Source organism: Pantoea dispersa (genome assembly GCF_035783935.1).
GTDB lineage: Bacteria > Pseudomonadota > Gammaproteobacteria > Enterobacterales > Enterobacteriaceae > Pantoea > Pantoea dispersa_C.
The window spans coordinates 41,249-66,238 of record NZ_JALKOV010000002.1 but is presented as its reverse complement, the minus strand read 5'-3'; the positions used below and the strand labels follow the sequence as shown (position 1 = coordinate 66,238).

At 58.4% G+C, this 24,990-nt stretch carries 22 protein-coding genes; 12 read left to right on the top strand and 10 right to left on the bottom strand.

The annotated features are described in order from the left end of the window. Window position 1: 1 nt before the first annotated feature. The 3 genes from MXF20_RS05125 to MXF20_RS05115 form a co-directional block, all read right to left on the bottom strand. The gene (locus MXF20_RS05125; RefSeq protein WP_325968016.1) at window positions 2–1,387 is read right to left on the bottom strand and encodes a diaminobutyrate--2-oxoglutarate transaminase; all 1,386 of its coding nucleotides are present in this window, start codon (window positions 1,385–1,387) and stop codon (window positions 2–4) included. Window positions 1,388–1,599: 212 nt separating this feature from the next. Continuing rightward, window positions 1,600–2,364 carry an A24 family peptidase gene (locus tag MXF20_RS05120; RefSeq protein ID WP_325968015.1) on the bottom strand — a complete coding sequence of 255 codons (765 nt, stop codon included), beginning with the start codon at window positions 2,362–2,364 and terminating at the stop codon, window positions 1,600–1,602. A gap of 658 nt (window positions 2,365–3,022) precedes the next feature. After that, window positions 3,023–3,232 carry a hypothetical protein gene (locus tag MXF20_RS05115; protein ID WP_325968014.1) on the bottom strand — a complete coding sequence of 70 codons (210 nt, stop codon included), beginning with the start codon at window positions 3,230–3,232 and terminating at the stop codon, window positions 3,023–3,025. Between the two features lie 464 nt (window positions 3,233–3,696). On the opposite strand from MXF20_RS05115, the gene arnB reads away from it, so the two are divergent. The 7 genes from arnB to arnF are packed head-to-tail and all read left to right on the top strand — an operon-like array spanning window position 3,697 to window position 11,044. Then, entirely contained in the window at window positions 3,697–4,833 is a 1,137-nt protein-coding gene (gene arnB, locus MXF20_RS05110) for a UDP-4-amino-4-deoxy-L-arabinose aminotransferase (protein ID WP_325968013.1), read from the top strand. A gap of 1 nt (window position 4,834) precedes the next feature. Further along, window positions 4,835–5,821 (top strand): undecaprenyl-phosphate 4-deoxy-4-formamido-L-arabinose transferase, encoded by a 987-nt coding sequence (arnC, locus tag MXF20_RS05105; RefSeq protein WP_325968012.1) that lies wholly within the window; start codon window positions 4,835–4,837, stop codon window positions 5,819–5,821. After that, complete coding sequence (gene arnA / locus MXF20_RS05100; protein ID WP_325968011.1) at window positions 5,818–7,797, top strand: bifunctional UDP-4-amino-4-deoxy-L-arabinose formyltransferase/UDP-glucuronic acid oxidase ArnA; 1,980 nt, start codon at window positions 5,818–5,820, stop codon at window positions 7,795–7,797. The genes arnC and arnA overlap by 4 nt, the downstream gene beginning before the upstream one ends. Beyond that, window positions 7,794–8,678 carry a 4-deoxy-4-formamido-L-arabinose-phosphoundecaprenol deformylase gene (gene arnD, locus MXF20_RS05095; protein ID WP_325968010.1) on the top strand — a complete coding sequence of 295 codons (885 nt, stop codon included), beginning with the start codon at window positions 7,794–7,796 and terminating at the stop codon, window positions 8,676–8,678. The genes arnA and arnD overlap by 4 nt, the downstream gene beginning before the upstream one ends. A 31-nt stretch (window positions 8,679–8,709) precedes the next feature. Continuing rightward, on the top strand, window positions 8,710–10,365 hold the full coding sequence (arnT, locus tag MXF20_RS05090; protein WP_325968458.1) for a lipid IV(A) 4-amino-4-deoxy-L-arabinosyltransferase: 1,656 nt from the start codon (window positions 8,710–8,712) through the stop codon (window positions 10,363–10,365). Then, the gene (gene arnE / locus MXF20_RS05085; RefSeq protein WP_325968009.1) at window positions 10,362–10,682 is read left to right on the top strand and encodes a 4-amino-4-deoxy-L-arabinose-phosphoundecaprenol flippase subunit ArnE; all 321 of its coding nucleotides are present in this window, start codon (window positions 10,362–10,364) and stop codon (window positions 10,680–10,682) included. The genes arnT and arnE overlap by 4 nt, the downstream gene beginning before the upstream one ends. After that, the gene (gene arnF, locus MXF20_RS05080; RefSeq protein ID WP_325968008.1) at window positions 10,679–11,044 is read left to right on the top strand and encodes a 4-amino-4-deoxy-L-arabinose-phosphoundecaprenol flippase subunit ArnF; all 366 of its coding nucleotides are present in this window, start codon (window positions 10,679–10,681) and stop codon (window positions 11,042–11,044) included. Before arnE ends, arnF begins: the two co-directional genes overlap by 4 nt. Before the next feature lie 3 nt (window positions 11,045–11,047). Here arnF and MXF20_RS05075 read toward each other — a convergent pair whose 3' ends face one another. Further along, entirely contained in the window at window positions 11,048–12,391 is a 1,344-nt protein-coding gene (locus MXF20_RS05075; protein ID WP_325968007.1) for an MFS transporter, read from the bottom strand. A gap of 347 nt (window positions 12,392–12,738) precedes the next feature. On the opposite strand from MXF20_RS05075, the gene MXF20_RS05070 reads away from it, so the two are divergent. From MXF20_RS05070 to MXF20_RS05060, 3 genes are all read left to right on the top strand, one after another. Continuing rightward, complete coding sequence (locus tag MXF20_RS05070; RefSeq protein ID WP_325968006.1) at window positions 12,739–13,560, top strand: TIM barrel protein; 822 nt, start codon at window positions 12,739–12,741, stop codon at window positions 13,558–13,560. A 31-nt stretch (window positions 13,561–13,591) separates the two neighbouring features. Then, a complete protein-coding gene (locus MXF20_RS05065; protein ID WP_325968005.1) occupies window positions 13,592–14,602 on the top strand; it encodes a Gfo/Idh/MocA family oxidoreductase in 1,011 nt (336 codons plus the stop codon). A 169-nt stretch (window positions 14,603–14,771) separates the two neighbouring features. Further along, window positions 14,772–16,010, top strand: a complete 1,239-nt coding sequence (locus MXF20_RS05060) for an aromatic amino acid transporter (RefSeq protein ID WP_325968457.1) — start codon at window positions 14,772–14,774, stop codon at window positions 16,008–16,010. A gap of 149 nt (window positions 16,011–16,159) precedes the next feature. On the opposite strand, the gene uraH is transcribed toward MXF20_RS05060, so the two are convergent. From uraH to MXF20_RS05040, 4 genes are all read right to left on the bottom strand, one after another. Next, complete coding sequence (gene uraH / locus MXF20_RS05055; RefSeq protein ID WP_325968004.1) at window positions 16,160–16,573, bottom strand: hydroxyisourate hydrolase; 414 nt, start codon at window positions 16,571–16,573, stop codon at window positions 16,160–16,162. 129 nt (window positions 16,574–16,702) lie between these two features. After that, window positions 16,703–17,803: an NADH:flavin oxidoreductase/NADH oxidase gene (locus MXF20_RS05050; protein WP_325968003.1), complete on the bottom strand. Its 1,101-nt coding sequence runs from the start codon at window positions 17,801–17,803 to the stop codon at window positions 16,703–16,705. Window positions 17,804–18,033: 230 nt separating this feature from the next. Then, on the bottom strand, window positions 18,034–18,687 hold the full coding sequence (locus MXF20_RS05045; RefSeq protein WP_325968002.1) for an N-acyl amino acid synthase FeeM domain-containing protein: 654 nt from the start codon (window positions 18,685–18,687) through the stop codon (window positions 18,034–18,036). A gap of 379 nt (window positions 18,688–19,066) precedes the next feature. After that, window positions 19,067–19,972, bottom strand: a complete 906-nt coding sequence (locus MXF20_RS05040) for a LysR family transcriptional regulator (RefSeq protein ID WP_325968001.1) — start codon at window positions 19,970–19,972, stop codon at window positions 19,067–19,069. Between the two features lie 110 nt (window positions 19,973–20,082). Between MXF20_RS05040 and MXF20_RS05035 the strand changes: the two genes are divergently transcribed. Continuing rightward, window positions 20,083–21,123, top strand: coding sequence for an NAD(P)-dependent alcohol dehydrogenase (locus MXF20_RS05035; RefSeq protein WP_325968000.1), 1,041 nt, complete (start codon window positions 20,083–20,085; stop codon window positions 21,121–21,123). Window positions 21,124–21,287: 164 nt separating this feature from the next. Further along, window positions 21,288–22,841 carry a sensor domain-containing diguanylate cyclase gene (locus MXF20_RS05030; protein WP_325967998.1) on the top strand — a complete coding sequence of 518 codons (1,554 nt, stop codon included), beginning with the start codon at window positions 21,288–21,290 and terminating at the stop codon, window positions 22,839–22,841. On the opposite strand, the gene MXF20_RS05025 is transcribed toward MXF20_RS05030, so the two are convergent. Further along, the gene (locus tag MXF20_RS05025) at window positions 22,831–24,330 is read right to left on the bottom strand and encodes a UbiD family decarboxylase (protein WP_325967997.1); all 1,500 of its coding nucleotides are present in this window, start codon (window positions 24,328–24,330) and stop codon (window positions 22,831–22,833) included. The genes MXF20_RS05030 and MXF20_RS05025 overlap by 11 nt on opposite strands. 10 nt (window positions 24,331–24,340) lie before the next feature. Continuing rightward, window positions 24,341–24,934: a UbiX family flavin prenyltransferase gene (locus MXF20_RS05020; protein ID WP_325967996.1), complete on the bottom strand. Its 594-nt coding sequence runs from the start codon at window positions 24,932–24,934 to the stop codon at window positions 24,341–24,343. Between the last annotated feature and the right edge of the window lie 56 nt (window positions 24,935–24,990).

The window sequence follows — 24,990 nt, the reverse complement described above, 5'->3', positions numbered from 1 at the left end:
GTCAAACAGGTTTGACGCCAGCGCCCAGCAGCGCCTGCTCAAATTTATCCAGGAACACGGCCAGCTCGTCATTGCTGATCAGCAGAGACGGCAGCAGACGCAGTACGGCACCGTGACGACCGCCACGCTCCAGAATCAGACCGGCTTCAAAGCATTTTTTCTGCAGCAGCGCAGAAAGCTCGCCGTCTGCCGGGAAGCTGCCCATGTGGTCTGCTGGCTCATTGGGTTTAACGATCTCAATACCGATCATCATTCCAAGGCCGCGCACGTGACCAATAACCGGGAAGCGTTTCGCCATCGCGTTCAGCTGCGCTTTCAGCCATTCACCCTGTTCCGCTACCTTGCCGGCGATGTTCTGCTCGGTCAGGATTTTCAGCGTCGCGAGGCCGGTTGCCATCGCCAGCTGGTTGCCGCGGAAGGTACCGGTGTGGTGGCCAGGTGACCAGGCGTCGAACTGCTTTTTGATGCCCAGCACGGCCAGTGGCAGACCGCCGCCCACCGCTTTTGACATCACGATGATGTCTGGCTCAATGCCTGCGTGTTCAAAGGCAAAGAACTTACCGGTACGGGCAAAGCCAGCCTGGACTTCGTCGAGGATCAGCAGAATGCCGTGTTCCTGGGTGACTTTGCGGATGCGCTGCAGCCACTCAACAGGTGCCGGGTTCACGCCGCCTTCACCCTGGACCGCTTCGAGGATCACGGCCGCAGGCTTGCGCACGCCGCTTTCAACGTCGTTGATCAGGTTTTCGAAGTAGTAGGTCAGGGCTTTCACGCCCGCGTCACCGCCGAGGCCCAGCGGGCAACGGTACAGGTGCGGGTAAGGCATGAACTGTACTTCCGGCATCATGCCGTCAACCGCTTCTTTCGGCGACAGGTTGCCGGTCACGGACAGCGCGCCGTGCGTCATGCCGTGGTAACCGCCAGAGAAGCTGATTACGCCGCTGCGGCCGGTGACTTTTTTCGCCAGCTTCAGTGCCGCTTCAACGGCATCAGCACCGGATGGACCGGTGAATTGCAGGCAGTACTCTTTACCCTGGCCAGGCAGCAGCGAGAGCAGAGATTCGGAGAACTGATCTTTCAGAGGCGTCGTCAGATCAAGAGTATGTAACGGCAAGCCGCTGGTAATGACATTTTGGATGCTCTGCAGAACATCAGGATGGTTATGACCAAGTGCCAGCGTCCCTGCGCCAGCCAGACAGTCAAGATATTGTTTGTTCTCAACATCCGTAATCCACACGCCATTGGCTTTGGCAATTGCTAAAGGCAACTTGCGCGGGTAACTCCTGACGTTTGATTCAAACTCAGCCTGACGGGCTAAGAATGCGTCGTTGTTTCCGTTGAATGAATTGGCACCAAAAGTATCAATACGGACTTTATCCGTCATCATATCTCTCCTTCAACCGGGGCTCGAACAGGCTGGCCGATTGACTAGTTGAACAAAAAAGTATCAGTGGCTCAAAAAACGCGGCCAATATAGAGCCTTTTGATGCACATCACAATGATTAATTTTGTTTAGAATTGTTTATTCTTTTCATATAGGAATCAGGACGTTGGACAGAAACTGGCCACTTATTTTAGCGCCGCGATGTGAACAGGTGATTAAATAATCGTGTGAATAAAAAGACTTATGCCCGCCAGTGCCAGCCACGGACCAAAGGGCAGCACCTGATACAGCTCGCGCTGCCAGCCAAATCGGGCCAGCAAAACAAATAAAATTGCGCCTGCACACGCCAGTAACAGCACAAAGGGTAAAAGCGCCCAGCCGAGCCAGGCACCCAGCGCAGCCAGCAGTTTGGCGTCTCCACCACCGAGGCCGGGGCGCTTTTTTATGCGCTGATAGAGTTCACCCATCAGCCACAGTGCGCTGTAGCCGGCTATCGCGCCGAACACGGCATCATTCAGCGTACCGGGCAGCCAGTGCAGCGCTTTGAGCAGCAGGCCGAGCCACAGCAGCGATAAGGTTAATGCGTCAGGCAACAGCAGATGCTCAATGTCAATGATGGTCAGCGCCAGCAGAATCCAGGCGAGCAGCAGGGCGGCAGGCAGGCGGCTATCCGCCGGTAACAGCCAGGTCAGCGCGAGGCTGAGCAACGCAGTGAGCAGTTCCGTCAGCGGGTAGCGCGCACTCACCGGGTGGTGGCAGTAGCGACAGCGTCCGCGCAGCAGCAGCCAGCTGAGCAGCGGTAGCATGTCGATCGCGCGCAGCGTGGTCTGGCAGTGTGGACAGTGCGAGCGCGGCAGCAGCAGGGTAATGCCGGATTGAGGGTTCAACACCTGCTGCGGCAGGCGATAAGTGACCACGTTGAGGAAGCTGCCGACGCACAGCGCCAGCAGCGTACCGATTAGCCAGTATGCAATTTCCATGAGGTGTTCTCCTGCTGTCCATGCAGCGTTGGTGTTTGGGTCGCCACCAATGGCGGCCCTGCTAGATCTTCGCGCGATGAATCGCGCCGCTACGGATCTGTGCGATTTGATGACAGGTCGCCATAAATGGCGGCCCGGCTAGATCTTCGCGCGATGAATCGCGCCGCTACGAATCTGTGCGGTTTGATGACAGGTCGCCATAAATGGCGACCCTACAGGTTTCGTAGGGTGCGCATTTATGCGCACCGCGAAATCGCGCCGCTACGAATTTGTGCTGTTTGCGTGTCAGGTCGCCATCAATGGCGACCCTACAGGTTTCACAGGGTGCGCATTTATGCGCACCGCGAAATCGCGCCGCTACGAATTTGTGCGGTTTGATGGCAGGTCGCCATGAATGGCGACCCTACAAAAACTGTAGGGTGAGCATTGATGCGCACCACGCTCTATCGCCAACGTTGGCCGGTGTGCGAGAGGCACAATACGCCGGCGGTGACGGCGTGGCGAGCAGTAACGCTGCGTTGCAGCGGTTTGCAGCAGGATTTACGCGCGGGTTCCAGAGAACAGAGGAGATACAGGTGTGGGGGGCCGGGGGACTGTGGGCCGGCAATGACCTGATTACTGCGAAGGCGGCAAAGATCCAATCGATGCGCCAGCGAACTTACTGGCTCTGTTTAAACTGCTGCATCGCTTCCAGCACATTGCTGGTGGCAAGCGACATCACCCATTCGCTGTTGCGGAACACGTCATAATGGCCGGCGTTATAGCGAAATACGTACAGCTCGCCACGGAAACGCAACCCTTTGGTTTTTACACCAATATGATGTCGGCGCAGTGCTGCCTGTGAAAGTCTGTCAGTCGCGGTTTTCATCGTCATTCTCCTGTACAGCCTCTGGCGTCGCTATCCCGGGAGAGAATAAACAGCCAACCTTAGGATAACCTTAAGAACAGTATAGTCTCTTAGTTAATGCATTGATAAACAGACATTTAATCATCAACCGCCGTGTTTAATCGTAAAGTACACACTGAGCAGCGACGGCTTTTCATTCACCGCCCGCAATTCTCTACCAATCTTCAACGCCGCGTAAAAAAGTCAGCGTCCCGCTTTGCCATTTAATGTTCAGTTAAGTTTTCCGCCGTATTTTGGTTTCTTAACGCGATAAGACAGGTCTGCTTATGTTTTGTTACAGGCAGATGACCGCGTTGCCGGGCGCACGCTTGTTTAAGTTACGTTTAAACAAATAGTTACCAGGTGTTTCAGCAAGGCGTGAGGCAAAATAATAGCGCTTGTTTTATTTTTCAGCACATTTTCAGGCACAACAATAAGGTTGGCTTATGAGTTTCCTTCCATTCTCGCGCCCTTCATTGGGTGAGGAAGAACTGGCCGCGGTGCAGGCGGTATTCGCCTCGGGCTGGATTACCACCGGGCCGCAGAATGCCGCACTGGAGCAGGCGTTTTGCCAGCTCACCGGCAACCAGCACGCGATTGCCGTCAGCTCCGCCACGGCGGGCATGCACGTTACGTTAATGGCGCTGGGCATTCAGCCCGGTGATGAAGTGATCACTCCGTCGCTGACCTGGGTTTCGACGCTCAATATCATCACGCTGCTTGGCGCGACGCCGGTGATGATCGATGTGGATCGCGATAACCTGATGGTGAGCGCAGAGCAAATCGAAGCGGCCATCACGCCACGCACCCGCGCCATCGTGCCGGTCCACTATGCCGGCGCACCGGCGGATATCGACGCCATTCGCGCCGTCAGCGCGCGCCACAATATCCCACTGATTGAAGATGCCGCCCACGCGGTAGGTTGCTACTACAAAAGCCGGCACGTTGGCCAGCAGGGTACGGCGATCTTTTCGCTGCACGCCATCAAAAACATCACCTGCGCCGAAGGCGGCATCGTGGTGACGGATGATGCGCAGCTGGCCGACCGCCTGCGCAGCCTGAAATTCCACGGCCTCGGCGTCGATGCTTACGATCGCCATACCCATGGCCGCAAGCCGCAGGCCGAAGTGATCATGCCCGGCTTCAAATACAACCTGCCGGACATCAACGCGGCGATTGCGCTGGTGCAGTTGCATAAGTTACCGGCCATCAATGCACGTCGCCAGGCGATCGCTACGCGCTATTTACACGAGCTGGCGGATACGCCGTTTCTGCCGCTGACGCAGCCGGCGTGGCCGCATCAGCATGCGTGGCATCTGTTTATCATTCGCGTGGACGACGCGCGCTGCGGTATCAGCCGCGATGCGCTGATGGAGCAGTTGAAAATCCATGACATCGGCACCGGCCTGCATTTCCGCGCCGCGCATACCCATAAATATTACCGTGAACGCTATCCGCAGCTGTCGCTGCCGGCCACCGAATGGAACAGTGAACGCATCTGCTCGCTGCCGCTGTTCCCCGACATGCACGATGACGATGTAACGCGCGTGATTGCTGCCTTACGCCACCTTGCGGGAGCCTGAGATGCTGGAAGAAAAACCGATTCGCAAAGTCTCCGTGGTGATCCCGGTGTACAACGAAGAGCAAAGCCTGCCGGAGCTGGTGCGCCGCACCGATGCTGCCTGCCGCACGCTCGCACTCGACTATGAAATTCTGCTGATCGATGACGGCAGTGCCGACCGCTCTGCGCAGATGATCGCCGATGCGGCGGATATGCCGGGCAGTCATGTGGTCGGCGTGCTGCTCAATCGCAACTACGGGCAACACTCGGCGATCATGGCCGGATTCAGCCACGTGTCCGGGGATGTGATCATTACGCTGGATGCCGATCTGCAAAACCCGCCGGAAGAGATTCCCAATCTGGTCAAAGCCGCGCAGCAGGGCTACGACGTGGTTGGCACCGTGCGCCAGAACCGCCAGGACAGCTGGTTCCGTCGCCGCGCTTCACGCACCATCAACCACCTGATTCAGCGCGTGACCGGCAAAGCGATGGGGGATTACGGCTGCATGCTGCGCGCCTATCGCCGCCACATTGTCGATGCGATGCTCAACTGCCACGAACGCAGCACCTTTATCCCGATACTCGCCAACACCTTTGCGCGGCGCACCATTGAACTGCCGGTTACCCACGCTGAGCGCGAGTTTGGCGACTCCAAATACAGCTTCATGAAGCTGATTAACCTGATGTATGACCTGGTGACCTGCCTGACCACCACGCCGCTGCGCCTGCTGAGTATCGTCGGCAGCTTAATCGCGCTGGCCGGTTTCGCCTTTTCACTGATTCTGATTGTGCTGCGCCTGTTCCTCGGTGCCAGCTGGGCCGGTGACGGTGTGTTCATGCTGTTTGCCGTGCTGTTTATTTTTGTCGGCGCGCAGTTTGTCGGCATGGGCCTGCTGGGCGAATACATCGGCCGTATTTACAACGACGTACGCGCCCGTCCGCGCTACTTCATTCAACGTGTTATCCATCCGCAACAAGATGCCCCGTCTGTACAGGAAATTAAGCAATGAAAACTATCGTCTTCGCCTATGCCGAAATGGGCTGTGCAGGCATCACAGCGCTGCTGAACGCAGGTTATGAAATCAGTGCCATCTTCACCCATGCGGATACCTCGCCGGAGAGCCACGCGTTCCCTTCAGTGGCGCGCCTCGCGGCTGAGCAGGGCATTCCGGTTTATGCCCCGGAAGATGCCAACCATCCGCTGTGGGTGGATCGCATCCGCACCATGCAGCCGGATTTCATCTTCTCGTTTTACTATCGCGCACTGTTGAGCGACACCATTCTGCACTGCGCGCGGGTTGGCGCGTTTAACCTGCACGGTTCGCTGCTGCCGAAATACCGTGGTCGTGCGCCGCTTAACTGGGTGCTGGTCAACGGCGAGACGGAGACTGGCGTAACGCTGCACCGCATGGTGAAACGGGCCGATGCCGGCGACATTGTGGCGCAGCAGCGCGTGGCGATCGACCCGCAGGATAATGCGCTGACGCTGCACCGTAAGCTGGTGGCCTGTGCCGGCCAGCTGCTGGAAGGCGCGCTGCCGCCGATGAAGCGCGGTGAAATTGTCGCCACGCCGCAGAACGACGCGGAAGCGACCGTGGTGGGTCGCCGCACGCCGGAAGATGGCCGCATCAACTGGGAACTGCCAGCGGCTAAAGTGAATAACCTGGTGCGCGCGGTGACAGATCCCTGGCCGGGTGCGTTTGCCTATGCCGGCACGGTGAAATTCGTGGTGTGGAAAGGGCGGGTTCACCAGGATGCGCCCAGCGCCAAACCGGGCACAGTGCTGTCGGTTGAGCCGTTCCTGATTGCCTGCGGCGAGGGCGCGCTCGAAGTGGTCACCGGGCAGAGCGACAACGGTGTTTACATGAACGGCAGCCAGCTGGCGCAGAGTCTGGGCATGGTGCCGGGTGCGCTGCTCTATTCGCAGCCGGTGGCCGCGGTGAAACGCCGCACCCGGGTGCTAATCCTCGGCGTTAACGGCTTCATCGGTAACCATCTTACCGAACGCCTGCTGCAGGATGATAACTTTGAGGTTTATGGCCTGGATATCGGCTCGGATGCTATCAGCCGCTTCCTGGATGAGCCGCGCTTCCACTTTGTCGAGGGCGACATCAGCATTCACTCAGAGTGGATTGAGTATCACATCAAGAAATGTGACGTGGTGCTGCCGCTGGTGGCGATCGCCACGCCGATCGAATATACCCGCAATCCGCTGCGCGTGTTCGAGCTGGATTTCGAAGAGAACCTGAAGATTATTCGTGACTGCGTGAAGTATAAAAAACGCATCATTTTCCCGTCGACTTCCGAAGTGTACGGTATGTGTACCGATCAGCATTTCGACGAGGATCACTCTAACCTGGTGGTCGGACCGATCAACAAACAGCGCTGGATCTATTCGGTATCAAAACAGCTGCTGGATCGGGTGCTGTGGGCCTACGGCGAAAAAGAGGGGCTGCGCTTTACCCTGTTCCGGCCGTTTAACTGGATGGGCCCGCGGCTGGATAACCTCAACGCCGCGCGTATCGGCAGTTCTCGTGCCATCACCCAGCTGATCCTTAATCTGGTGGAAGGCTCGCCGATCAAGCTGATCGACGGTGGCGCGCAGAAGCGCTGCTTCACGGATATTCGTGACGGCATTGAAGCGCTGTTCCGCATCATTGAGAACAAGCACAACAACTGCGATGGACAGATCGTCAACATTGGTAACCCGGAAAACGAAGCCAGTATCAAAGAACTGGCAGAACATCTGCTGGCCAGCTTTGAGCGTCACCCGCTGCGCGACCGCTTCCCGCCGTTTGCCGGTTTCCGTGAGGTTGAGAGCAGCAGCTATTACGGTAAAGGTTATCAGGACGTGGAGCACCGCAAGCCGTCGATTAAAAACGCGCGTCGGCTGCTCGACTGGACGCCAACCGTGGCGATGGACACCACCATCGACAACACGCTGGACTTCTTCCTGCGTACCGTTGAGCTCCAGGAAAAGCCATGAAGCGTGTAGGTTTGCGTGTCGATGTCGATACCTGGCGCGGCACGCAACAGGGCGTACCGGCGCTGCTGCAGCAGTTCAGCCTGCATCAGCTGCAGGCCAGCTTCTTCTTCAGCGTCGGGCCGGACAACATGGGGCGCCACTTATGGCGCCTGATGAAGCCGCGCTTCCTGTGGAAAATGCTGCGTTCGCGCGCGGCCTCGCTGTACGGCTGGGATATTTTGCTGGCCGGCACCGCCTGGCCGGGACGTGAAATTGGTAAGGGACTGGCGTCAATTATCCGCGCCACGGCGGATCATCATGAGGTCGGGTTACATGCGTGGGACCATTTCGCCTGGCAAACCTGGGCGGGCGTCTGGTCGCCATCACAGCTGAATGCGCAGATTGCGCGCGGCAAAGCGGCGCTGGAAGCCATCCTGGGTGACAGTGTCACCTGCTCAGCGGTGGCAGGCTGGCGCGCCGATGGCCGGGTATTGGACGCCAAGCAGCCGTTTGGCTTTCGCTATAACAGCGACTGTCGCGGCAGCGGGCCGTTCATTCCGCGCCTCAATGATGGCAGCCTCGGCACGGTGCAGATCCCGGTGACGCTGCCAACGTGGGATGAAGTGGTGGGTCAGCAGGTGAGCGCGGCCGGATTCAACGACTTTATCCTCGCGCAGATGCATGCCGCCAGCGGTACGCCGGTTTATACCATTCACGCGGAAGTTGAAGGTATCGTTGGCTTGCCGGCCTTTGCCGATCTGCTGACCCGTGCGCAGCAGCAGGGTATTCAGTTTTGTCCGCTGAGCGATCTGCTGCCGGACGATCTCAGTACGCTGCCGCAGGGCCATGTGGTGCGTGGTCACATTGCCGGCCGGGAAGGCTGGCTGGGTTGTCAGCGTTAATCTTTCACAGGACTCAGGTATGGAAACACCGATGCGCAGCAGCACCAGACTGGCGCTGCTGCTGGCGCTTTTTGCCCTCTATTATTTGTTCCCGGTGCCGTTTCGCGATCTCTGGCAGCCGGATGAGACTCGCTATGCCGAAATCAGCCGCGAGATGCTGCTGAGCGGCAACTGGGTGGTACCGCATTTCTTTGATTTACGTTACTTCGAGAAGCCGATTGCCGGTTACTGGGTCAACAACCTTGGCCAACTGCTGTTTGGGCATAACAATTTTGGCGTGCGCGCCGGGGCGATTATCTGTACCACGCTCAGTGCGCTGCTGATCTACTGGCTGGGCAGCCGGATGTTCGCCAGCCGCAAAATAGCGCTCACCGCCAGCGTGATCTTTCTTACCTCGCTGCTGGTTTACGGCATCGGCACTTATGCGGTGCTCGATCCGATTCTGCTGCTATGGCTGGTGGCGGCAATGTGCAGTTTCTGGTATGCCGCGCAGGCGCACAGTACCTCGCAGCGGCTAACCGGCTATGTGCTGCTTGGCGCAGCCTGTGCCATGGGCTTTATGACCAAAGGTTTTCTGGCGCTGGCGGTGCCGGTGCTGGCAATTGTGCCCTGGGCACTCTGGCAGCGTCGGTTTGGCGAACTGCTGCGCTGGGGGCCGCTCACGATTGCGGTGGCGGCGGCGATCAGTGCGCCCTGGGCGCTGGCGATTCAGCGTCAGCAAGGCGATTTCTGGCACTACTTCTTCTGGGTCGAGCATATCCAGCGCTTCGCCGAGAGCGACGCACAGCATAAAGCGCCGTTCTGGTATTACCTGCCGGTGCTGCTGGCAGGCTGCTTACCGTGGCTCGGCCTGCTGCCGGGCGCGCTGAGCGGCGCATGGCGGCAGCGTCAACAGCATGCCGCAGCGGTGTATTTGCTCAGCTGGGTTGTGCTGCCGCTGCTGTTCTTTAGCATCGCCAAAGGCAAACTGCCGACCTACATCCTGCCGTGCTTTGCGCCGCTGGCGTTGTTGATGGCGCACTATGCGCACGGCAACACCGCGCGCCTCAGACAGTCGCTGATCGTCAATGGCTGGATCAACCTGCTGTTTGGTCTGTGCGCCACGCTGCTGGTGTTGGTAGTGCTGGCGCCGTGGGGGCTGGCGCACCATCCGGTGTATGCCCGCGATGAGCTGTGGCGGGTGGTATGCGGCGCGCTGGCATTTGCTGGCTGGGCGGTGATGGGCTGGCTAAGCCTGAAAACGCGGCGCTGGCAACTGGCCGCGCTGTGCCCGCTGACGCTGGCGCTGCTGGTGGGCTTTGCCATCCCGCAAAAGGTGCGTGATGCAAAACAGCCGCAGAACTTTGTCAGCGCCATCCGACCGCAGCTGGCGCAGGCTCGCTATCTGCTGGCGGACAATCCCGGCATCGCTTCGGCGGTGGCGTGGGAACTGCGTCGCAGCGACATCACGTTCTTCGATGAAAAAGGCGAGCTGGAGTACGGACTGGGTTATCCCGATGCAAAAACGCGCTACGTCGACGGGGAAGACTTCGCCGACTGGCTGCGCGTGCATCGCCGTCAGGGGCGGGTTGGGCTGGTGTTGCTGTTGAGCGCTAATGAAAAGCAGCCGGATGCGCGTCTGCCGGTGCCCAACGACGTCTATCAGCAGGGACGGCTGGTCTATTACGGCTATGATGCCACGCCATGAATCTGTTGCTGATCCTGCTGGTAAGCCTGCTGAGCTGTGCGGCTCAGCTGTGCCAGAAACAGGCGGCACACTGCGGCGGGCAACGCCTGTTCGGCTGGCTGGTGCTTAGCCTGCTGCTGCTGGGCGGTGCCATGCTGCTGTGGCTGGTGGTACTGCGCACCGTACCGGTCAGCGTGGCGTACCCGATGCTGAGCCTGAACTTTGTGCTGGTGGCGGTGGCCGCACGCGTGTTCTGGCATGAGACTTACACGCGGCGGCAGTGGCTGGGCACGCTGGCGATTGTTGCCGGCGTTGCGCTGATGGGGAGCCATTTATGATGGGCTGGCTGCTGGCGCTGGCCAGCGTGCTGCTGGTATCGCTGGCGCAGCTGCTGCTGCGCACGGCGATGCTGGCGCTGCCAGCGCTGGATACATGGACCGCGCTACCGTGGCAGCACGGCCTGATACCGTTAATAGGCGGACTGGCAGCCTACGGCTGCTCGATGCTGTGCTGGCTGCTGGCCCTGCGTCAGCTGCCGCTCAACCGGCTCTATCCGCTGCTCAGTCTGAGTTATGTGCTGGTGTGGCTGGCCGCCATTTCCCTGCCGGCCTTTAATGAAAGCTTCCGCTGGAGCAGCCTTGCTGGCGTGCTGCTGATTGTCTGCGGCCTGCTGTGCGTGGCGCTGCCGCGCCGTCGCTAATCATCAATGCTGCTGCCACGGGTGATATTCGCCCTGGCGGCGGCCGGGTGCGGTTTCCGGCAGACGCAGCAGGCCAATTAATGAGATCACGCCGAGCACCGCCACATACAGCGCCAGACCATACCAGTGGCCGCCGGTCATCTGCAGGATCTTCACCGCCAGCAGTCCGAGCACGCCGCTACCGATCAGCGAACCGATCTGCCAGATCACCGCAATTCCGCTGCAGCGAATGTGGGTGGGAAACAGCTCGGGGAACCATGACGCCTGCGGGGCGTAGCACATGCTGTGACCCAGCGTCAGCGCCACGATCATCGCCAGCTGCGTAAGCCAGTAGCTGTTGTGCGCCAGCGCGAGAAAGAAGGGCACGATCGACAGCATGATCAGCAGCGTGCCGATCAGGTAAACCGGCTTGCGACCGATGCGGTCGGAAAGGGCACCCATCAGCGGGATCGCCAGCACTTCGAGGATCACCGCGACGATCATGCTGTTCATCAGAATGCCGGCATCGAGCTGATTGGCTTTACCCCAGGCGAGAATGATGACGGTAAACAGGGCGAAGGCGCAGGCTTCGATCAGTTTCGCTGCCACGCCGTTGACCACCAGCCGCGGATTACCACGAATTACCTCGTTTAATGGCCTCGATTCTGCCGCTTTGGTTTCCCGAATGGCGGCGAAGACCGGCGACTCATCTATACGCAGGCGGATAAACAGGCCGACAATCACCAGCAGCGCGCTGAGCAGAAACGGCACGCGCCAGCCCCAGTCCATCATTTGATCGGCGGAGAGTACCGCGTTAAGCACGGCAAACAGCGCCAGCGGCAGCAGGAAGCCAACAGGTGCGCCGATTTGCACCCAGCTGGCAAAGAAGCCGCGCCGGGATGGCTGCGCGTATTCGGCCGTCATTAATACCGCGCCTGCCTGTTCACCGCCGACGCCAAAGCCCTGCAACAGACGGATGATGATCAGCAACACCGGCGCCCACAGGCCAATTTTCTCGTAGGTGGGCAGCAGGCCAATGCAGAACGTGCCGAGGCCCACAATCAGGATGGTCGCCACCAGCGCCTTTTTGCGGCCCACTTTGTCGCCGATATGACCAAACACCATGCCGCCAATCGGACGCGCGAGGAAGCCAACCGCATAGGTGGCGAAAGCGGCAAGGGTACTGACCAGCGGATCGTGGCTGGGAAAGAACAGATGGCCAAAGAACAGCACCGCTGCCGTACCGTAAGCGAAGAAGTCATAGTATTCCGCTGCGGTGCCGATCGCGGACGCGCTGGCGACGCGACGAATTACTGATGTTGAATGCGCTGCAGCGGTATGCGAAGGATCGGTGGTTGAGGTGAGCATAGGAAGATCCTGCCAGAGAAAGGGCTTACTACCATACAAGGATGTTTCTGCGGTTGTTGCGCGTTTGATCACAAAGCGTGGTCACTCAAATCCCCGAACGCGTCGTGAGGTCAGTCCGTCACTGTTGCGCGGAAAATCAATATTGAGCCTGAAATGACGAGGATGTTGCCGGGCACTTTTACGCGCGCCGCAATGGCTAAATGTGAGGGCGATCAGACTGCGCTCAGGCTGATGTAAATCACTCAAAGAAGCCGCAGAGCCGGCAAAAAAGTTTAATTACTATCAACGCATGTCAGTACATCGCACTTACCCCAACCCTACTCAGTGATGACTATCCAGGAAAGATCATGACCGACAAAATAAGCAGTAACCGATTCTGCGTTAACCGCAAAATTGCCCCTCAGCTCAGCATCGCGGAATTTTTTGCGCTGGTGGAACAGCTGGGATTACATAAAGTTGAAATGCGTAATGATATGAAAAGTGGCAGCGTGACCGACGGTGCAGGCGGTGAGGAAGTGCGTCGTCTGGCAGCGCAGCATCAGCTTGAGATCGAAACCATCAACGCGGTGTATCCCTTCAACCAGTTAAATGATGCGGTGCTGGCCAAAACGCGCGCGCTGTTAGCCGATGCGCGCGCCACCGGGGCGAAGGCGCTGGTGCTCTGTCCGCTCAATGACGGTACGCCGGTAAGTGACGAACAGACGGTAGAGGCGCTGCAAACCCTGGCGCCGCTGTTTGCCGAATACGGTATTGCCGGACTGGTTGAGCCGCTCGGCTTTCCGCAGAGTTCCCTGCGCTCCGCTGCACTGGCGCAGCAGCTTATCGCCCGGGCCGGCGTGCCATTTAGCATCGTGCTGGATACCTTTCATCACCACCTGTACGAAGGCGCCGAACAGGATTTCACCGGCGGCGTCGACGTAAATCACATCGGCCTGGTGCATCTCTCTGGCGTAACGGATACGCGCCCAACCCATCAACTCACCGACGAAGAGCGCATCATGCTGAGCGCGGATGATCTGCTGAAATCCCGCGAGCAGGTGCAGCGCCTGAAAGAGATGGGCTATCGCGGTGTTTATGCTTTCGAGCCGTTTTCTTCGGTGCTGGAGAGCTGGAGCGCGGAGGATATTGCGCGCGAAATCCGCAGCAGCATCGACTATCTCAACCACTAACTAATCCGGCATTTTGCTGAAGGAACCTCGCATGACGCTCAATATTGGTGTAATCGGCACGGGCGCTATCGGCCGTGAACACATTCGTCGCTGCAGCCAGGTGCTGCAGCATGCGCGCGTGGTCGCGCTTAATGATATCAATCGCAGCAACTGCGAGCAGGTGATTAGCGAGCTCGGTTTGCAGGCGGAGATTTACGACAACGCGCATGCGCTGATCGCCGCGCCTCAGGTGCAGGCCATCCTGGTCACCTCGTGGGGCCCGACGCATGAAGAGTTTGTGCTGGCAGCCATCAAAGCCGGCAAAGCGGTATTCTGTGAGAAGCCGCTGGCGGTGACCGCACAGGGCTGTATGAATATTGTCGAAGCGGAAATCGCCGCGGGTAAGAAGCTGGTGCAGGTTGGGTTTATGCGACCGTACGACAGCGGCTATCGCGCGCTGAAAGCGGTCATCGACAGCGGCACCCTGGGTGAGCCGCTGATGTTGCACTGCGCGCACCGCAATCCGGCGGTCGGCGATGCTTATACGACCGATATGGCGATCACCGATACGCTGATCCATGAACTCGACGTGCTGCGCTGGCTGCTGAACGATGAGTACGTCAGCGCACAGGTGATTTATCCGCGCAAAACGCGTAACGCGTCATCGCACCTGAAAGATCCGCAAATTGTGCTGCTGGAAACCGCGAAGGGAGTACGGGTTGACGTCGAGATCTTCGTGAACTGCGTCTACGGTTACGACATTCAGTGTGAGGTAGTTGGCGAGAGCGGTATTGCGCGCCTGCCTGAACCGATGTCGGTGCAAACCCGCCACGCGGCGCAGCTTTCCACCGACATCCTCACCGACTGGAAAAAGCGCTTTATCGCTGCGTACGACGTTGAGCTGCAGGACTTTGTCAACAACGTGCTGTCAGGCACCATGACAGGCCCGTCGGCGTGGGACGGCTATGCCGCCGCCGTGGCCGCCGATGCCTGTGTCGCGGCACAGAACAACGGTGAAATCGTCGCGATTACCATGCCGCCGCGTCCGGCATTTTATCGCTGATCGCCGCTCGCACTGCTGGCGCACCTCTCTAAAGGTGCGCTTTTACCTGAATTTCTGTGACGTTGTCACGCGTTGACAGCCCGCTCCGTGCAGGTAACAGCCTGCGTCTCACATTCATTGCCAATCCCGTGTATCATCGCCGCCTTTATGCAGTGCAAGGAAAAGTATGATGACGGAGAGCGTGATGGCGCGTCGCCAGCCCTCGGTGTGGTGGGGTGCGATGATCATCTGCGGGACGGTGGTGGGCGCCGGCATGTTTACGCTGCCGATCGTGATGGCCGGCGCATGGTTTGGCTGGGCGCTGCTGCTGCTGGGCATAAGCTGGGGCGCAATGCTGCTCTCCGGGCTGCTGTTTATGCGCGTCAGCCTGCATTATCCGCCGGGCGCGGGATACGATACGCTGACGCGCGATTTGCTCGGGCGCGGCTGGGCCAGCATCAACGGTCTGAGCATCCTGTTTGTGCTGGGCATTCTCACCTACGCTTACATCTCGGCAAGCGGGCCGGTTTATCAGCACTCGCTGAATCAGCTGGGTGTGCCGCTCTCCACGGGCGGTGCCAAAATCGCGCTGACGCTGTGCGTCGCCGCCGTGGTATGGCTGGGCACCACTGGCGTCAGCCGGCTGATGACGTTCTGCGTGCTGGCAAAAATCCTGCTGCTGATTTTACTGTTCGGCGGACTGTTAACCCGGGTTGATGTGCCTTCGCTGTTTGCCGCCGCGGCACCGGGGGACAGCTACTGGCCTTATGCGCTGGGCGTGCTGCCGTTCTGTCTGGCCTCGTTTGGCTATCACGGCAACATTACCGGCCTGGTGAGCTATTATCAGCGCCGCGAGTCGCCGGTCCGGCGTGCGCTGGTGCTGGGCACGCTTTTGTCGCTGGCGCTGTATCTGTTCTGGATCGTCTGCACCATGGGCAATGTGCCGCGCAGCGCGTTTCCCGCCATCGTGCAGCAGGGCGGGGATATTGCGGCTTTGATGGCGGCGCTGCGCGATCATCTGCAGGTGCGCGCGTTGTCGCTGATGATGTCCGTATTTTCGCACTTCGCGGTGATCGCTTCGTTTCTTGGTGTCACGGCCGGGCTGTTTGATTTCATCGCCGATCGTCTCGGCTGGGGCCACTCACCGCGCGCCCGGCTGCAAACCGCCTGCCTGACGTTTCTGCCGCCGCTGCTCGCTTCGCTGTGGTGGCCGCACGGCTTCGTTGCGGCCATTGGTTTTGCTGGTCTGTTTGCCACGCTGTGGGCGGTGATTATCCCGGCGCTGCTGGCCTGGCGTGCGCAACAGCGCTTTAGCGATCGGCCGCGCACGACGCTGGCGATTGGCCTGGTAATGCTGTTTGGCGTGCTGAATATACTGGCGTGGACGCTGAGCTGGCTGGGCGTGTTACCGCAATTTGCTGCAGCCTGATGGGCGAGAGCAAAGGGTTTCAGAGGCAGGGCTGCACACTATGCGTAGCGGCGCGATTTATCGCGCTAATTCATCCGCCGCACCGTGGTAAATTGCGCAATGAATTGCGCCGCTACCCGTCAGTGCAACGTTAGCGGCGCCATCACAACTTAATTGCCGCGATAGGTAGAGTAGCCGTACTGGCTGAGCAGCAGCGGAATATGGTAATGCTGTTCGGCATTATCCAGATTGAACATCACCGGAATTTCCGGGAAGAAGGTCGGCTGGCCATTTTTCTTGTAGTAATCGCCGGTTTTAAATATCACGCGGTAAACGCCGGTCTGCGCCTTCTGGCCCGCCGGGTACAGCGCCGGGATGCGGCCCTGTTCATTGGTGGTGCCCTGCGCCAGTTTCACCCACTTGTCGCCCTGTTGCTTATCCAGCTCGACCTCAATACCTGCGGTCGGCACGCCGGTTTGCAGATTCAGCACGTGCACGCTCAGTGGGTTTTTCATCTCTGCGGCCAGGCCGCTCACGCTGAATGCACAGAGCGCGCCGCCCAGTAAATAATGCTGCAATTTCATTTTATCTTCCTTTTGGTTGATTGGCAGAAGAAGCATAAGACGAAAAGCGTGCAGAAACGCACAACGGGCTGAAATCTGTGAAATTTCCCAGAACAGGACCGGCAACCAGACGGCTGCCGGTCAGTCGGATTACTGGTTACTGATCAATGTGCCTTTCAGGCCGTGCGGTTCGGAACGCAGATACTGCGGTGGCGCTTTGGCCTGTGCGCCGAGTTCGGCCGCGGCGTGCCATGGCCAGCGTGGGTCATACAGCACTGCGCGTGCCAGCGCGATTAAATCGGCATCCTGCTCCTGCAGCGCCTGCTCGGCCTGTTTCGGTTCGGTAATCAGCCCCACGCCAATCACCGGAATCGAGACCTGCTGGCGAATCTCTCGGGCAAACGGCAGCTGATAACCAGGGCCGACGCTGATTTGCTGCTGTGGCGCCAGGCCACCGCTGGAAACGTGGATGTAGGCACAACCTGCAGCTTCGAGTTGCTGGCTGAAAACAATCGATTGCTGATTATCCCAGCCGCCTTCGATCCAGTCGGTGGCCGAAAGCCGCACGCCAACCGGTATTTCCGCCGGCAGGGCATCGCGCAGCGCCTTAAATACCTCAAGCGGGAAACGCAGCCGGTTCTCTAATGAACCGCCGTATTCATCATCACGCTGATTGCTGAGCGGCGACAGAAACTGGTGCAGCAGATAGCCATGTGCAGCATGCAGTTCGACCAGCTGAATACCGATGCGCACCGCGCGCAGGGCGCTGTCGACAAAAGTCTGTTTGAGCTGCGCCAGATCCGATTTGCTCAGCGCGGCCGGCGGACGCTCATCCTGGCCAAAAGGCTGCGCAGACGGTGCCACGGTTTGCCAGCCGCCTTGCTGTTCAGTAAGTTGCTCACCGCCTTGCCACGGCGCGGCGCAGGACGCTTTGCGCCCGGCATGACCCAACTGAATGCCGATGGGCAGGGTGGCATAGCGCCGCACGTCTTGCAGCACGCTGGCCAGCGCGGCTTCAGTGGCGTCATCCCATAAACCCAGATCGCCCGGAGTGATGCGACCGATGTCTTCCACCGCCGTGGCTTCAATAATCAGCAGTCCGGCACCCGAAAGCGCCAGCTGGCCCAGATGAATGCGGTGCCAGGCCGTTGCCTGACCTTTTTCCGCCGAATATTGGCACATCGGTGCAATCACAATGCGATTTTCCAGCGACAACTCGCCAAGCTGCGTCGCGCTAAACAGTAAACTCATGCATACCTCATATCCGCACGTTAATGACTCCCTACAGCATAGGAGCTCTAAGCAGATTTGCAGAAATGTGAAAGGTAACGGCCAGTAACCTATATTAATTACAACATACTATAAGACGATCGCTTAGCGGTGCCCGGTTTAGCTACGCTGCAAACGCTTCACATTACGGAATCAATGCCAAACCGCTGTGACAGGCAACCGTCTCCTGAGAGGCAGAGACGGCCTCGCCGTCAAAGATTACACAGATACTGATAGAGCTCCGCGTCGCGCTGATCCGGCGTAAAGCGCGGGCAGCTGTGGCACTGCTGGCTCAGGGTGCGGTAGTGCTGCAGTAAACCCAGTTCACGCAGCATGCGCAGCCAGCCCAGCGGGCCATAACACTGCTGCTTATAAATTTTGTCGCGGATACTTTTCACGTCCACGCGCAGTAGCACCGCGTTGAGGTCGCTGTAATCCGGATGCGTTTTAGTGCCGCCGACCTGTTTGAACAGGAAATTGCGCTCGTAAAACGCGGCAACCTTCTCTTTGACCTGAATAAAGATGTCGTCCACCTGTTCAATGAAAATGGTGTAGATCATGATTTTCAGGTACAGCATAAACACAATGTTTTCACTGTCTGCCTGATAGCGTACCGACAGCGTGCCAAGCTCGACCACTTTGCGCTTTTCCAGCTGCAGGGCAGCCATCTCTTCACGGAAAAGTTTGCTGCACGGCAGACGGTTATTGTGATTGGCGATGACACTCAGCGTGCCGAGGATATTCTGCTCCCTGCGGGCGAGAAACAGCGTGCTTTCCGGATTTAACAGCCCTTCGTTATAAAGAAAAATGGAACGTTTTTCCTTAATGATCCCGCTGCGCCGATACTGTTCATTTGTGACCTCCATTCCTTTGAGAAAATCAATTAATCCGCTTGCCGGTGTAATGCTGATGCGCTGGTCGCTACCATTAAGTATCCTGCACATTCTGTGAGTTCTTTTTGTCAGTACGCCATCAGAGATAGCGCTGCTAATCACTGATTTCCTTGTCAAATGCACTGTAATCCTCAACCAGTCCACGTTAAAGTTTATCTAATATAATAAATATAATTTACTGGTTGAATAATTTTTTGTTGCAAATTTAGATTGCCTGAAAAGCGTGGAGGCAGGGGGGAGGCGCGTTGCAGGGGCGAAAATACGGGTGGTAACAACCGCATCGATAGCAGGGATAATGATTAGCATGATTTATTATTTGCTGCGACGTAAGGCAGCCCGGCGTGGCCTGATATCAACGTGCTGTCGCGACAAATGCTTTTAACTGATCAATAAACGCTCTCAGCGAAGCTGACATATGGGGATTATTGACGTAATAGAGATGAAATCCTGAAAACACCGTTGACCACTCGCCCAGCACCTGCCTGAGTTCGCCGCGTTCAATCCAGGGTTGTGCGAACTGATCGCTGATATACGCCAGCCCGGTTCCTTTTAACGCGGCATCGAGCACAAAATCTGTTTCATTGGCGGTGACAACACTTTCAACATTGACGCTGTGCGTGCCTTCCGGGCCTCGAAATTCCCATCGTTGCAGCACTCCGCTGTCGGCCCAGCGATAGGTCAGGCAGGCGTGCTGGCGCAACTCCTGCGGATGCTGTGGCTCGGGATGGCGTGCAAAATAGTGCGGCGAACCGACCACCATCATCCGCATGTCGGGCGTCAGCCGCACGGCGATCATATCCTGCTGCACGAGTTGGCCCGAACGGATGCCGGCATCAAATCCCTTTCCCACGATGTCGGTAAGGCTGTCGTCAATCACCACATCGAGAGAGACATGCGGATAGTTCTCCCTGAATAACGGCAGCATCGGCGCAATCAGCATGCGGGCAGCAATGCGTGGCAGGTTGATGCGGACCCGTCCACGCGGCTCGTCCTGACAGGCACCGACGTCTCTGACGGCCGAAGCGATCTCCGCCATTGCCGGCATCAGGCGATCCAGCAGCGCCTGTCCTGCTTCTGTCGGCGCCACGCTGCGCGTGGTGCGGTTGAGTAACCGGGTACCCAAACGTTGTTCCAGCGCACGGATGGTATGGCTCAGCGCGGAGGGCGATACGCGCAGACGCTGCGCGGCCCGCCTGAAACTGCGCTCCTCTGCGACACATATGAATGCCCTGAGCTCGCTATATTCGCTGCCTTTCATTGTTGCTTCCTGGCTCAACACCCTGTGCCGATTATAGCGTATTGTTATTCATAATCAGAAGCCGGAGACTGACAACACCCATAAAATGAATCACCTGGAAGAACTGTACGATGACCAAACACATGCGACGCTGGGAAACAGACGCCATCGGGCGCGATAACCTCGAACTGAGAACGGTAGATATGCCGGTGCCGGGCCCGCAGCAGGTGCTGGTGAAGATCGAAGCTGTCGCTCTGAATCACCGCGACAAGATGGTGATAGAGAATGGCCGGGGCCTGCCGCTTGCCTTTCCTTTTACCCCAGGTTCCGATCTGGCCGGGGTGGTGACTGGCCTCGGGGAAGGCGTTAGCCGTTTCAGCCTCGGAGACCGGGTGATTTCGACGTTTACGCCCGACTGGATTGACGGACTGCGTCCCGGCGATGCGCGCACGCCAGCCTATAAAACCCTGGGTGGCTATTATCCGGGCGTGCTGGCCGAATATGTCGTTATGCCGCAGGCGTGGCTGGTTTCAGCCCCGACAACCCTGGACGCGATTCAGGCTGCCACCTTGCCCTGTGCCGGCCTGACGGCCTGGTTCGCGCTGGTCGAACGCGCCGGGGTGCAGGCGGGTGACACGGTGCTGATCCCCAGCACTGGCGGTGTGGCACTGTTTGGTCTGCAGATTGCCAAAGCGCATGGTGCGCAGGTGATCGTCAGCGGCAGAGCCAGCAACGCCGAGCGGGCGAAAGCGCTGGGCGCCGACCATTATGTGGATCGCCACCGTGCAGACTGGATGGAGGAAATTTACCGCATCACCGCTGATCGCGGTGCCGATCATATTCTAGATGTCATCGGAGGCGAGCACCTCGATAAATCCGTCCAGCTGGCGGCAGTCGGTGGACACATCTGCCAGATCGGCGCGCTGGATGGCTTTGACTTGCGCGCACCCGCGATGCCGCTGATGATGAAAGACGTAACAATTCACGGCATCGGTACCGGCAGTCGCCAGGCACTCACGCGCCTGATCCGTGCGGTTGATCATGCCGGAATAAAGCCGGTGATCGACTCGGTGTACGCGCTTTCTGACTTGCCAGCAGCACTGGACCATCTGGACAGAGGGCCGTTTGGTAAGGTGGTGATCGACATCCGCAGCGAGCAAGCCGCGCGCTGATCTCAGACGCGTTCTGTGGCGGCAGGGCCGCTGATTAGCGAAGCGTCTGCCCCACAGTTTCCAGCAGCAATCGCCACGCAGGCCAACATTACTCCCTTTAATCATGAAAATAGCGCCGTTGATTCTGTGCTTAACTTAGCGTTGACACATCAACAGGGTGAAACATGACGTTAAAAAGGAAAAATGAAGCGGCAATCATCTCTGGCACGTCGCTGCTGCGCAGCATTTTGCTGTCCGGCGGGCTGCTGATCGGCGCGATTATCGCGCTCACCCTGTGGACGCTGCGCGAGGACTGGCGCGCCGCGGTGCGGCAAACCGAAGAGATGGCGGTGAATCTGTCGCTGTCCCAGTCGCGTCAGGCGGAAGATACCGTGCTCCAGACCGAACTGGCCCTGCGCGAAGTACAGCGTGATATGCAGGCGCAACCGCTGGACAAGCTGGATGTCGCCAATCTGAATCAGGTTATGCACGATTTACAAACCCGTCTGCCGCAGCTGCATGGCCTGTTTTACTATGATGAGCAGGGCCGCTGGATCGCCACGTCGGCCGGCAGCGTACCCGGCGGCACCAATAATTCTGACCGCGAATATTTCCGCTATCACCGCAATAGCAGCCGCGACAGTCTGCACATCGGTCCGGTGATTCGCAGCCGCAGTACCGGCGATCTGGTTATCCCGGTCTCTCTGCGGGTCAGCAATGCCGCGCGTGATTTCAAAGGCATCCTGCTCGCCACCATTAAAGTGGATTTTTTCCGCCGCTTTTACAGTTATTACGAACTCGGGCCGCGCGATGTGCTGGTGCTGATGCTGGCAGACAGCACGGTGCTGTATGCGCGTCCGATGCCCGACAGCTACATCGGTAAAAGCCTGTCGGCCAGCCATCTGTTTCAGCAGATGCTGGTGAAATCCGATCGCGGCAGCGGCGAATGGAACGCGGCGCTGGATGGCCACGTGCGCATTTTTGGCTTCGCCAGCTCGGAACGTTATCCGCTGATCGTCGCTGCGGGTTATGACAAACACAACCTGTATCTGCGCTGGATCAAAGGGCGATTGCAGGATGTTTCTCTGAGCGTGGCGCTACTGGTGGCGATTATCCTGCTGGGCCTGTTTGTTATACGCCAGGCGCGGCACAGCCAGCATTATCAGGAAACGTTGCTCAGACTGAAAAACGATCTGGCCGATGCCAATCACCATCTGGATCAGCTGGCCTTTTTTGATGGGCTGACCGGGCTGGCCAACCGCAGACAGTTTGACCGCTTTTTGCTCAATGCCTTGCACAATATCGGGGAGAAATCAGCGCCGGTGTCGCTGATTTTGATGGATATCGACTACTTCAAACACTACAACGATCGCTATGGGCATGTGGCGGGCGATCACTGTTTACGTCAGGTAGCCGATGCACTGAAACGACTGCAACTGCGGCAGAGCGACATGGTGGCGCGCTACGGCGGGGAAGAGTTTGCCATTATCCTCACCGGGGCCGATCAGCATGCAGCGTTGAATATTGCGCGCCAGGCGGTGCAGGCGGTTGCCGACCTGCACCTTCCGCACGCCGCTTCCGCGCTGCCTGAAGCGGAGGTGACGCTCAGTGCGGGCTGCGCCACCTGTTATCACGACCACCAGGCGGATAGCCTGATTGAGCATGCTGATGCGGCGCTTTATCAGGCCAAACATAGCGGACGCAATCAGGCGCAGGCGTGGCGGCCGGTTAGCGGTTAAAGCTCGGAATGAAGCGGGAAACATCGACGTCCATGAACTGCGAGCGCTGGAAGTTGTGTTTCAGGTCATACGGCACCGTACAGTCGAAAATGGTTTTACAGGTAATCCCGTGCGCCCGGATGGAGTTGCTGAAGGCCGGATCCTGCGACGGATCAAGCGGATGGCAGCGTACACCGGGAATGAAGATAGTATCCGCGTCACCCTGATAGCGCGTGGTCATCGCCCAGATCACATCGTTCAGGTCAAACACATCGACATCTTCATCCACCAGGAACACGTGCTTCAGCTCCGAAAAGGCCGAGAAAGCCAGCAGAGCGGCCTGACGCTGACGCCCTTCATCCTGCGGACCGCGTTTATTGATCTGCAGCACCGCAACATATTTCCCGGTGCCCGGCGAAGGGCAGTGCACATTCTTCACCAGACCCGGCAACGCACGCTCAACCATATCGAGAATGCTGGCTTCCGTCGGGATACCGGCCAGATTGGTATGTTCATCGCTCGGCCCAATGCAGGTCTGCAGGATGGGATTTTTGCGGTGCGTTACCGCTTTCACCTTGATCACCGGCACTGCCGCCTGCGCTTCACCGGTATAACCGGGGAATTCCGGCATCGCTTTCCCGCTGTGGGTATGCTGATCTTCCTGTACGCGATAATCCGGCACCAGTTCACCCTCAATCACGATCTCGGCATGGGCAATGGCGCGCGCATCCACAGCGACACCCTTAACCAGCTCAACCGCCCGACCGCGCAGACCACCGGCGATTGCCAGCTCGTCAAAACCGAGCGGCGTAGTGGGCGGCTCAAAGCAGGCACCAATTTCGATGGCCGGATCAACGCCGATACTGATGGTAATCGGCAATGCTTTGCCTGCCTGCTCGGCCTTAATGCGGAACTGATCAAGATGGCGACCCGGCACAAAGTACATTGAGATCTCATCTTTGCCCTGCACGCACAAGCGGTGAATGGTGACATCGTGCTCACCGGTTTCCGGATCGGCGGCATAACACATCCCCATGGTGAAATAAGGGCCAGCATCTTCAGGCGTGTTGGTTGGCGCGGGCAGCAAACGGCGGATATCAAAACCCTCATCCGAGGCGAGGTGCACCACTTCCTGACAGGCCGCCTGCTGCGGGCTGACTTCCACCGGCGCAATGGCGTTATGCACCGACGAACGCAGCAGCTGCGCCAGCTCCTCTTTTGGCACGCCCAGCAGGCGCGCCACGCGCTGCCGTGAGGCCAGCAGGCCAATCAGCACGCGAAAGTTGTCGTAACCTTTGATGTGATTAAACACCATTGCCGGCCCGGTCTGCGTGGGGCGCATCACGGTACCGCCTGCGCCGACGTAACGATAGACGCCGGACAGTTCGGCTGCGGGATCAACCGGCTCATTGGTTTCAATATACTCTCCATCGAATTGTTTCAGCAGTTCAATGGCGGAGCGCAGATCGTGAACCTCACTGCGTTGCGAAGAAGGTGATGTGGTTGACATAGACAGTTCCTTAGTTGTGCGGTGACAGGGAATCGCTGGCGGGAGGCAATCCCTGCCAGCGCGTGGCACCAGCGGTATCGATGCCGAGCTGATCCAGTACGCGACCGACGATGTGATTTTCCACGTCGGCAATGGTTGCCGGATGGTTGTACCAGGCGGGCATGGGAGGAATCAGGCTGACGCCCATGCGCGACAGCGCCAGCATGTTTTCCAGATGAATGGTGTTGAGCGGGGTCTCGCGCGGTACCAGAATCAGTTTGCGCTGCTCTTTCAGTACCACGTCGGCGGCGCGGCCAATCAGCCCTTCCGCGTAACCGCTGCGGATGCCGGCCAGCGTTTTCATACTGCAGGGAATTATTACCATCCCATCGGTGACAAAGGAGCCCGAGGAGAGGGTCGCGGCCTGATCGCTTGCAGGATGATAGACATCCGCCAGCTGCTTAATCTCGCTGAGGGAACAGCCGGTTTCATGTTCCAGCGTTACTTTTCCCCAGCGTGACAGGATAAGGTGGGTTTCAACCTGCGGCATCTCCGCCAGCTGCCGTAATAATCGCAGCGCGAGCGGAGCGCCTGTTGCACCGGTTACGCCAACAATGATTCGCATAAAGGCTCCTGTGAAAAGCTAAAAATGCCCGGCGTGATCTCGCATCGCCGTCCTGC

Bases quoted from the DNA above. Each gene is read 5' to 3' on its own strand.
- MXF20_RS05125 (WP_325968016.1), bottom strand. From the start codon at position 1,387: ATGATGACGGATAAAGTCCGTATTGATACTTTTGGTGCCAATTCATTC.
- MXF20_RS05120 (WP_325968015.1), bottom strand. From the start codon at position 2,364: ATGGAAATTGCATACTGGCTAATCGGTACGCTGCTGGCGCTGTGCGTC.
- MXF20_RS05115 (WP_325968014.1), bottom strand. From the start codon at position 3,232: ATGAAAACCGCGACTGACAGACTTTCACAGGCAGCACTGCGCCGACAT.
- arnB (WP_325968013.1), top strand. From the start codon at position 3,697: ATGAGTTTCCTTCCATTCTCGCGCCCTTCATTGGGTGAGGAAGAACTG.
- arnC (WP_325968012.1), top strand. From the start codon at position 4,835: ATGCTGGAAGAAAAACCGATTCGCAAAGTCTCCGTGGTGATCCCGGTG.
- arnA (WP_325968011.1), top strand. From the start codon at position 5,818: ATGAAAACTATCGTCTTCGCCTATGCCGAAATGGGCTGTGCAGGCATC.
- arnD (WP_325968010.1), top strand. From the start codon at position 7,794: ATGAAGCGTGTAGGTTTGCGTGTCGATGTCGATACCTGGCGCGGCACG.
- arnT (WP_325968458.1), top strand. From the start codon at position 8,710: ATGCGCAGCAGCACCAGACTGGCGCTGCTGCTGGCGCTTTTTGCCCTC.
- arnE (WP_325968009.1), top strand. From the start codon at position 10,362: ATGAATCTGTTGCTGATCCTGCTGGTAAGCCTGCTGAGCTGTGCGGCT.
- arnF (WP_325968008.1), top strand. From the start codon at position 10,679: ATGATGGGCTGGCTGCTGGCGCTGGCCAGCGTGCTGCTGGTATCGCTG.
- MXF20_RS05075 (WP_325968007.1), bottom strand. From the start codon at position 12,391: ATGCTCACCTCAACCACCGATCCTTCGCATACCGCTGCAGCGCATTCA.
- MXF20_RS05070 (WP_325968006.1), top strand. From the start codon at position 12,739: ATGACCGACAAAATAAGCAGTAACCGATTCTGCGTTAACCGCAAAATT.
- MXF20_RS05065 (WP_325968005.1), top strand. From the start codon at position 13,592: ATGACGCTCAATATTGGTGTAATCGGCACGGGCGCTATCGGCCGTGAA.
- MXF20_RS05060 (WP_325968457.1), top strand. From the start codon at position 14,772: ATGACGGAGAGCGTGATGGCGCGTCGCCAGCCCTCGGTGTGGTGGGGT.
- uraH (WP_325968004.1), bottom strand. From the start codon at position 16,573: ATGAAATTGCAGCATTATTTACTGGGCGGCGCGCTCTGTGCATTCAGC.
- MXF20_RS05050 (WP_325968003.1), bottom strand. From the start codon at position 17,803: ATGAGTTTACTGTTTAGCGCGACGCAGCTTGGCGAGTTGTCGCTGGAA.
- MXF20_RS05045 (WP_325968002.1), bottom strand. From the start codon at position 18,687: ATGGAGGTCACAAATGAACAGTATCGGCGCAGCGGGATCATTAAGGAA.
- MXF20_RS05040 (WP_325968001.1), bottom strand. From the start codon at position 19,972: ATGAAAGGCAGCGAATATAGCGAGCTCAGGGCATTCATATGTGTCGCA.
- MXF20_RS05035 (WP_325968000.1), top strand. From the start codon at position 20,083: ATGACCAAACACATGCGACGCTGGGAAACAGACGCCATCGGGCGCGAT.
- MXF20_RS05030 (WP_325967998.1), top strand. From the start codon at position 21,288: ATGACGTTAAAAAGGAAAAATGAAGCGGCAATCATCTCTGGCACGTCG.
- MXF20_RS05025 (WP_325967997.1), bottom strand. From the start codon at position 24,330: ATGTCAACCACATCACCTTCTTCGCAACGCAGTGAGGTTCACGATCTG.
- MXF20_RS05020 (WP_325967996.1), bottom strand. From the start codon at position 24,934: ATGCGAATCATTGTTGGCGTAACCGGTGCAACAGGCGCTCCGCTCGCG.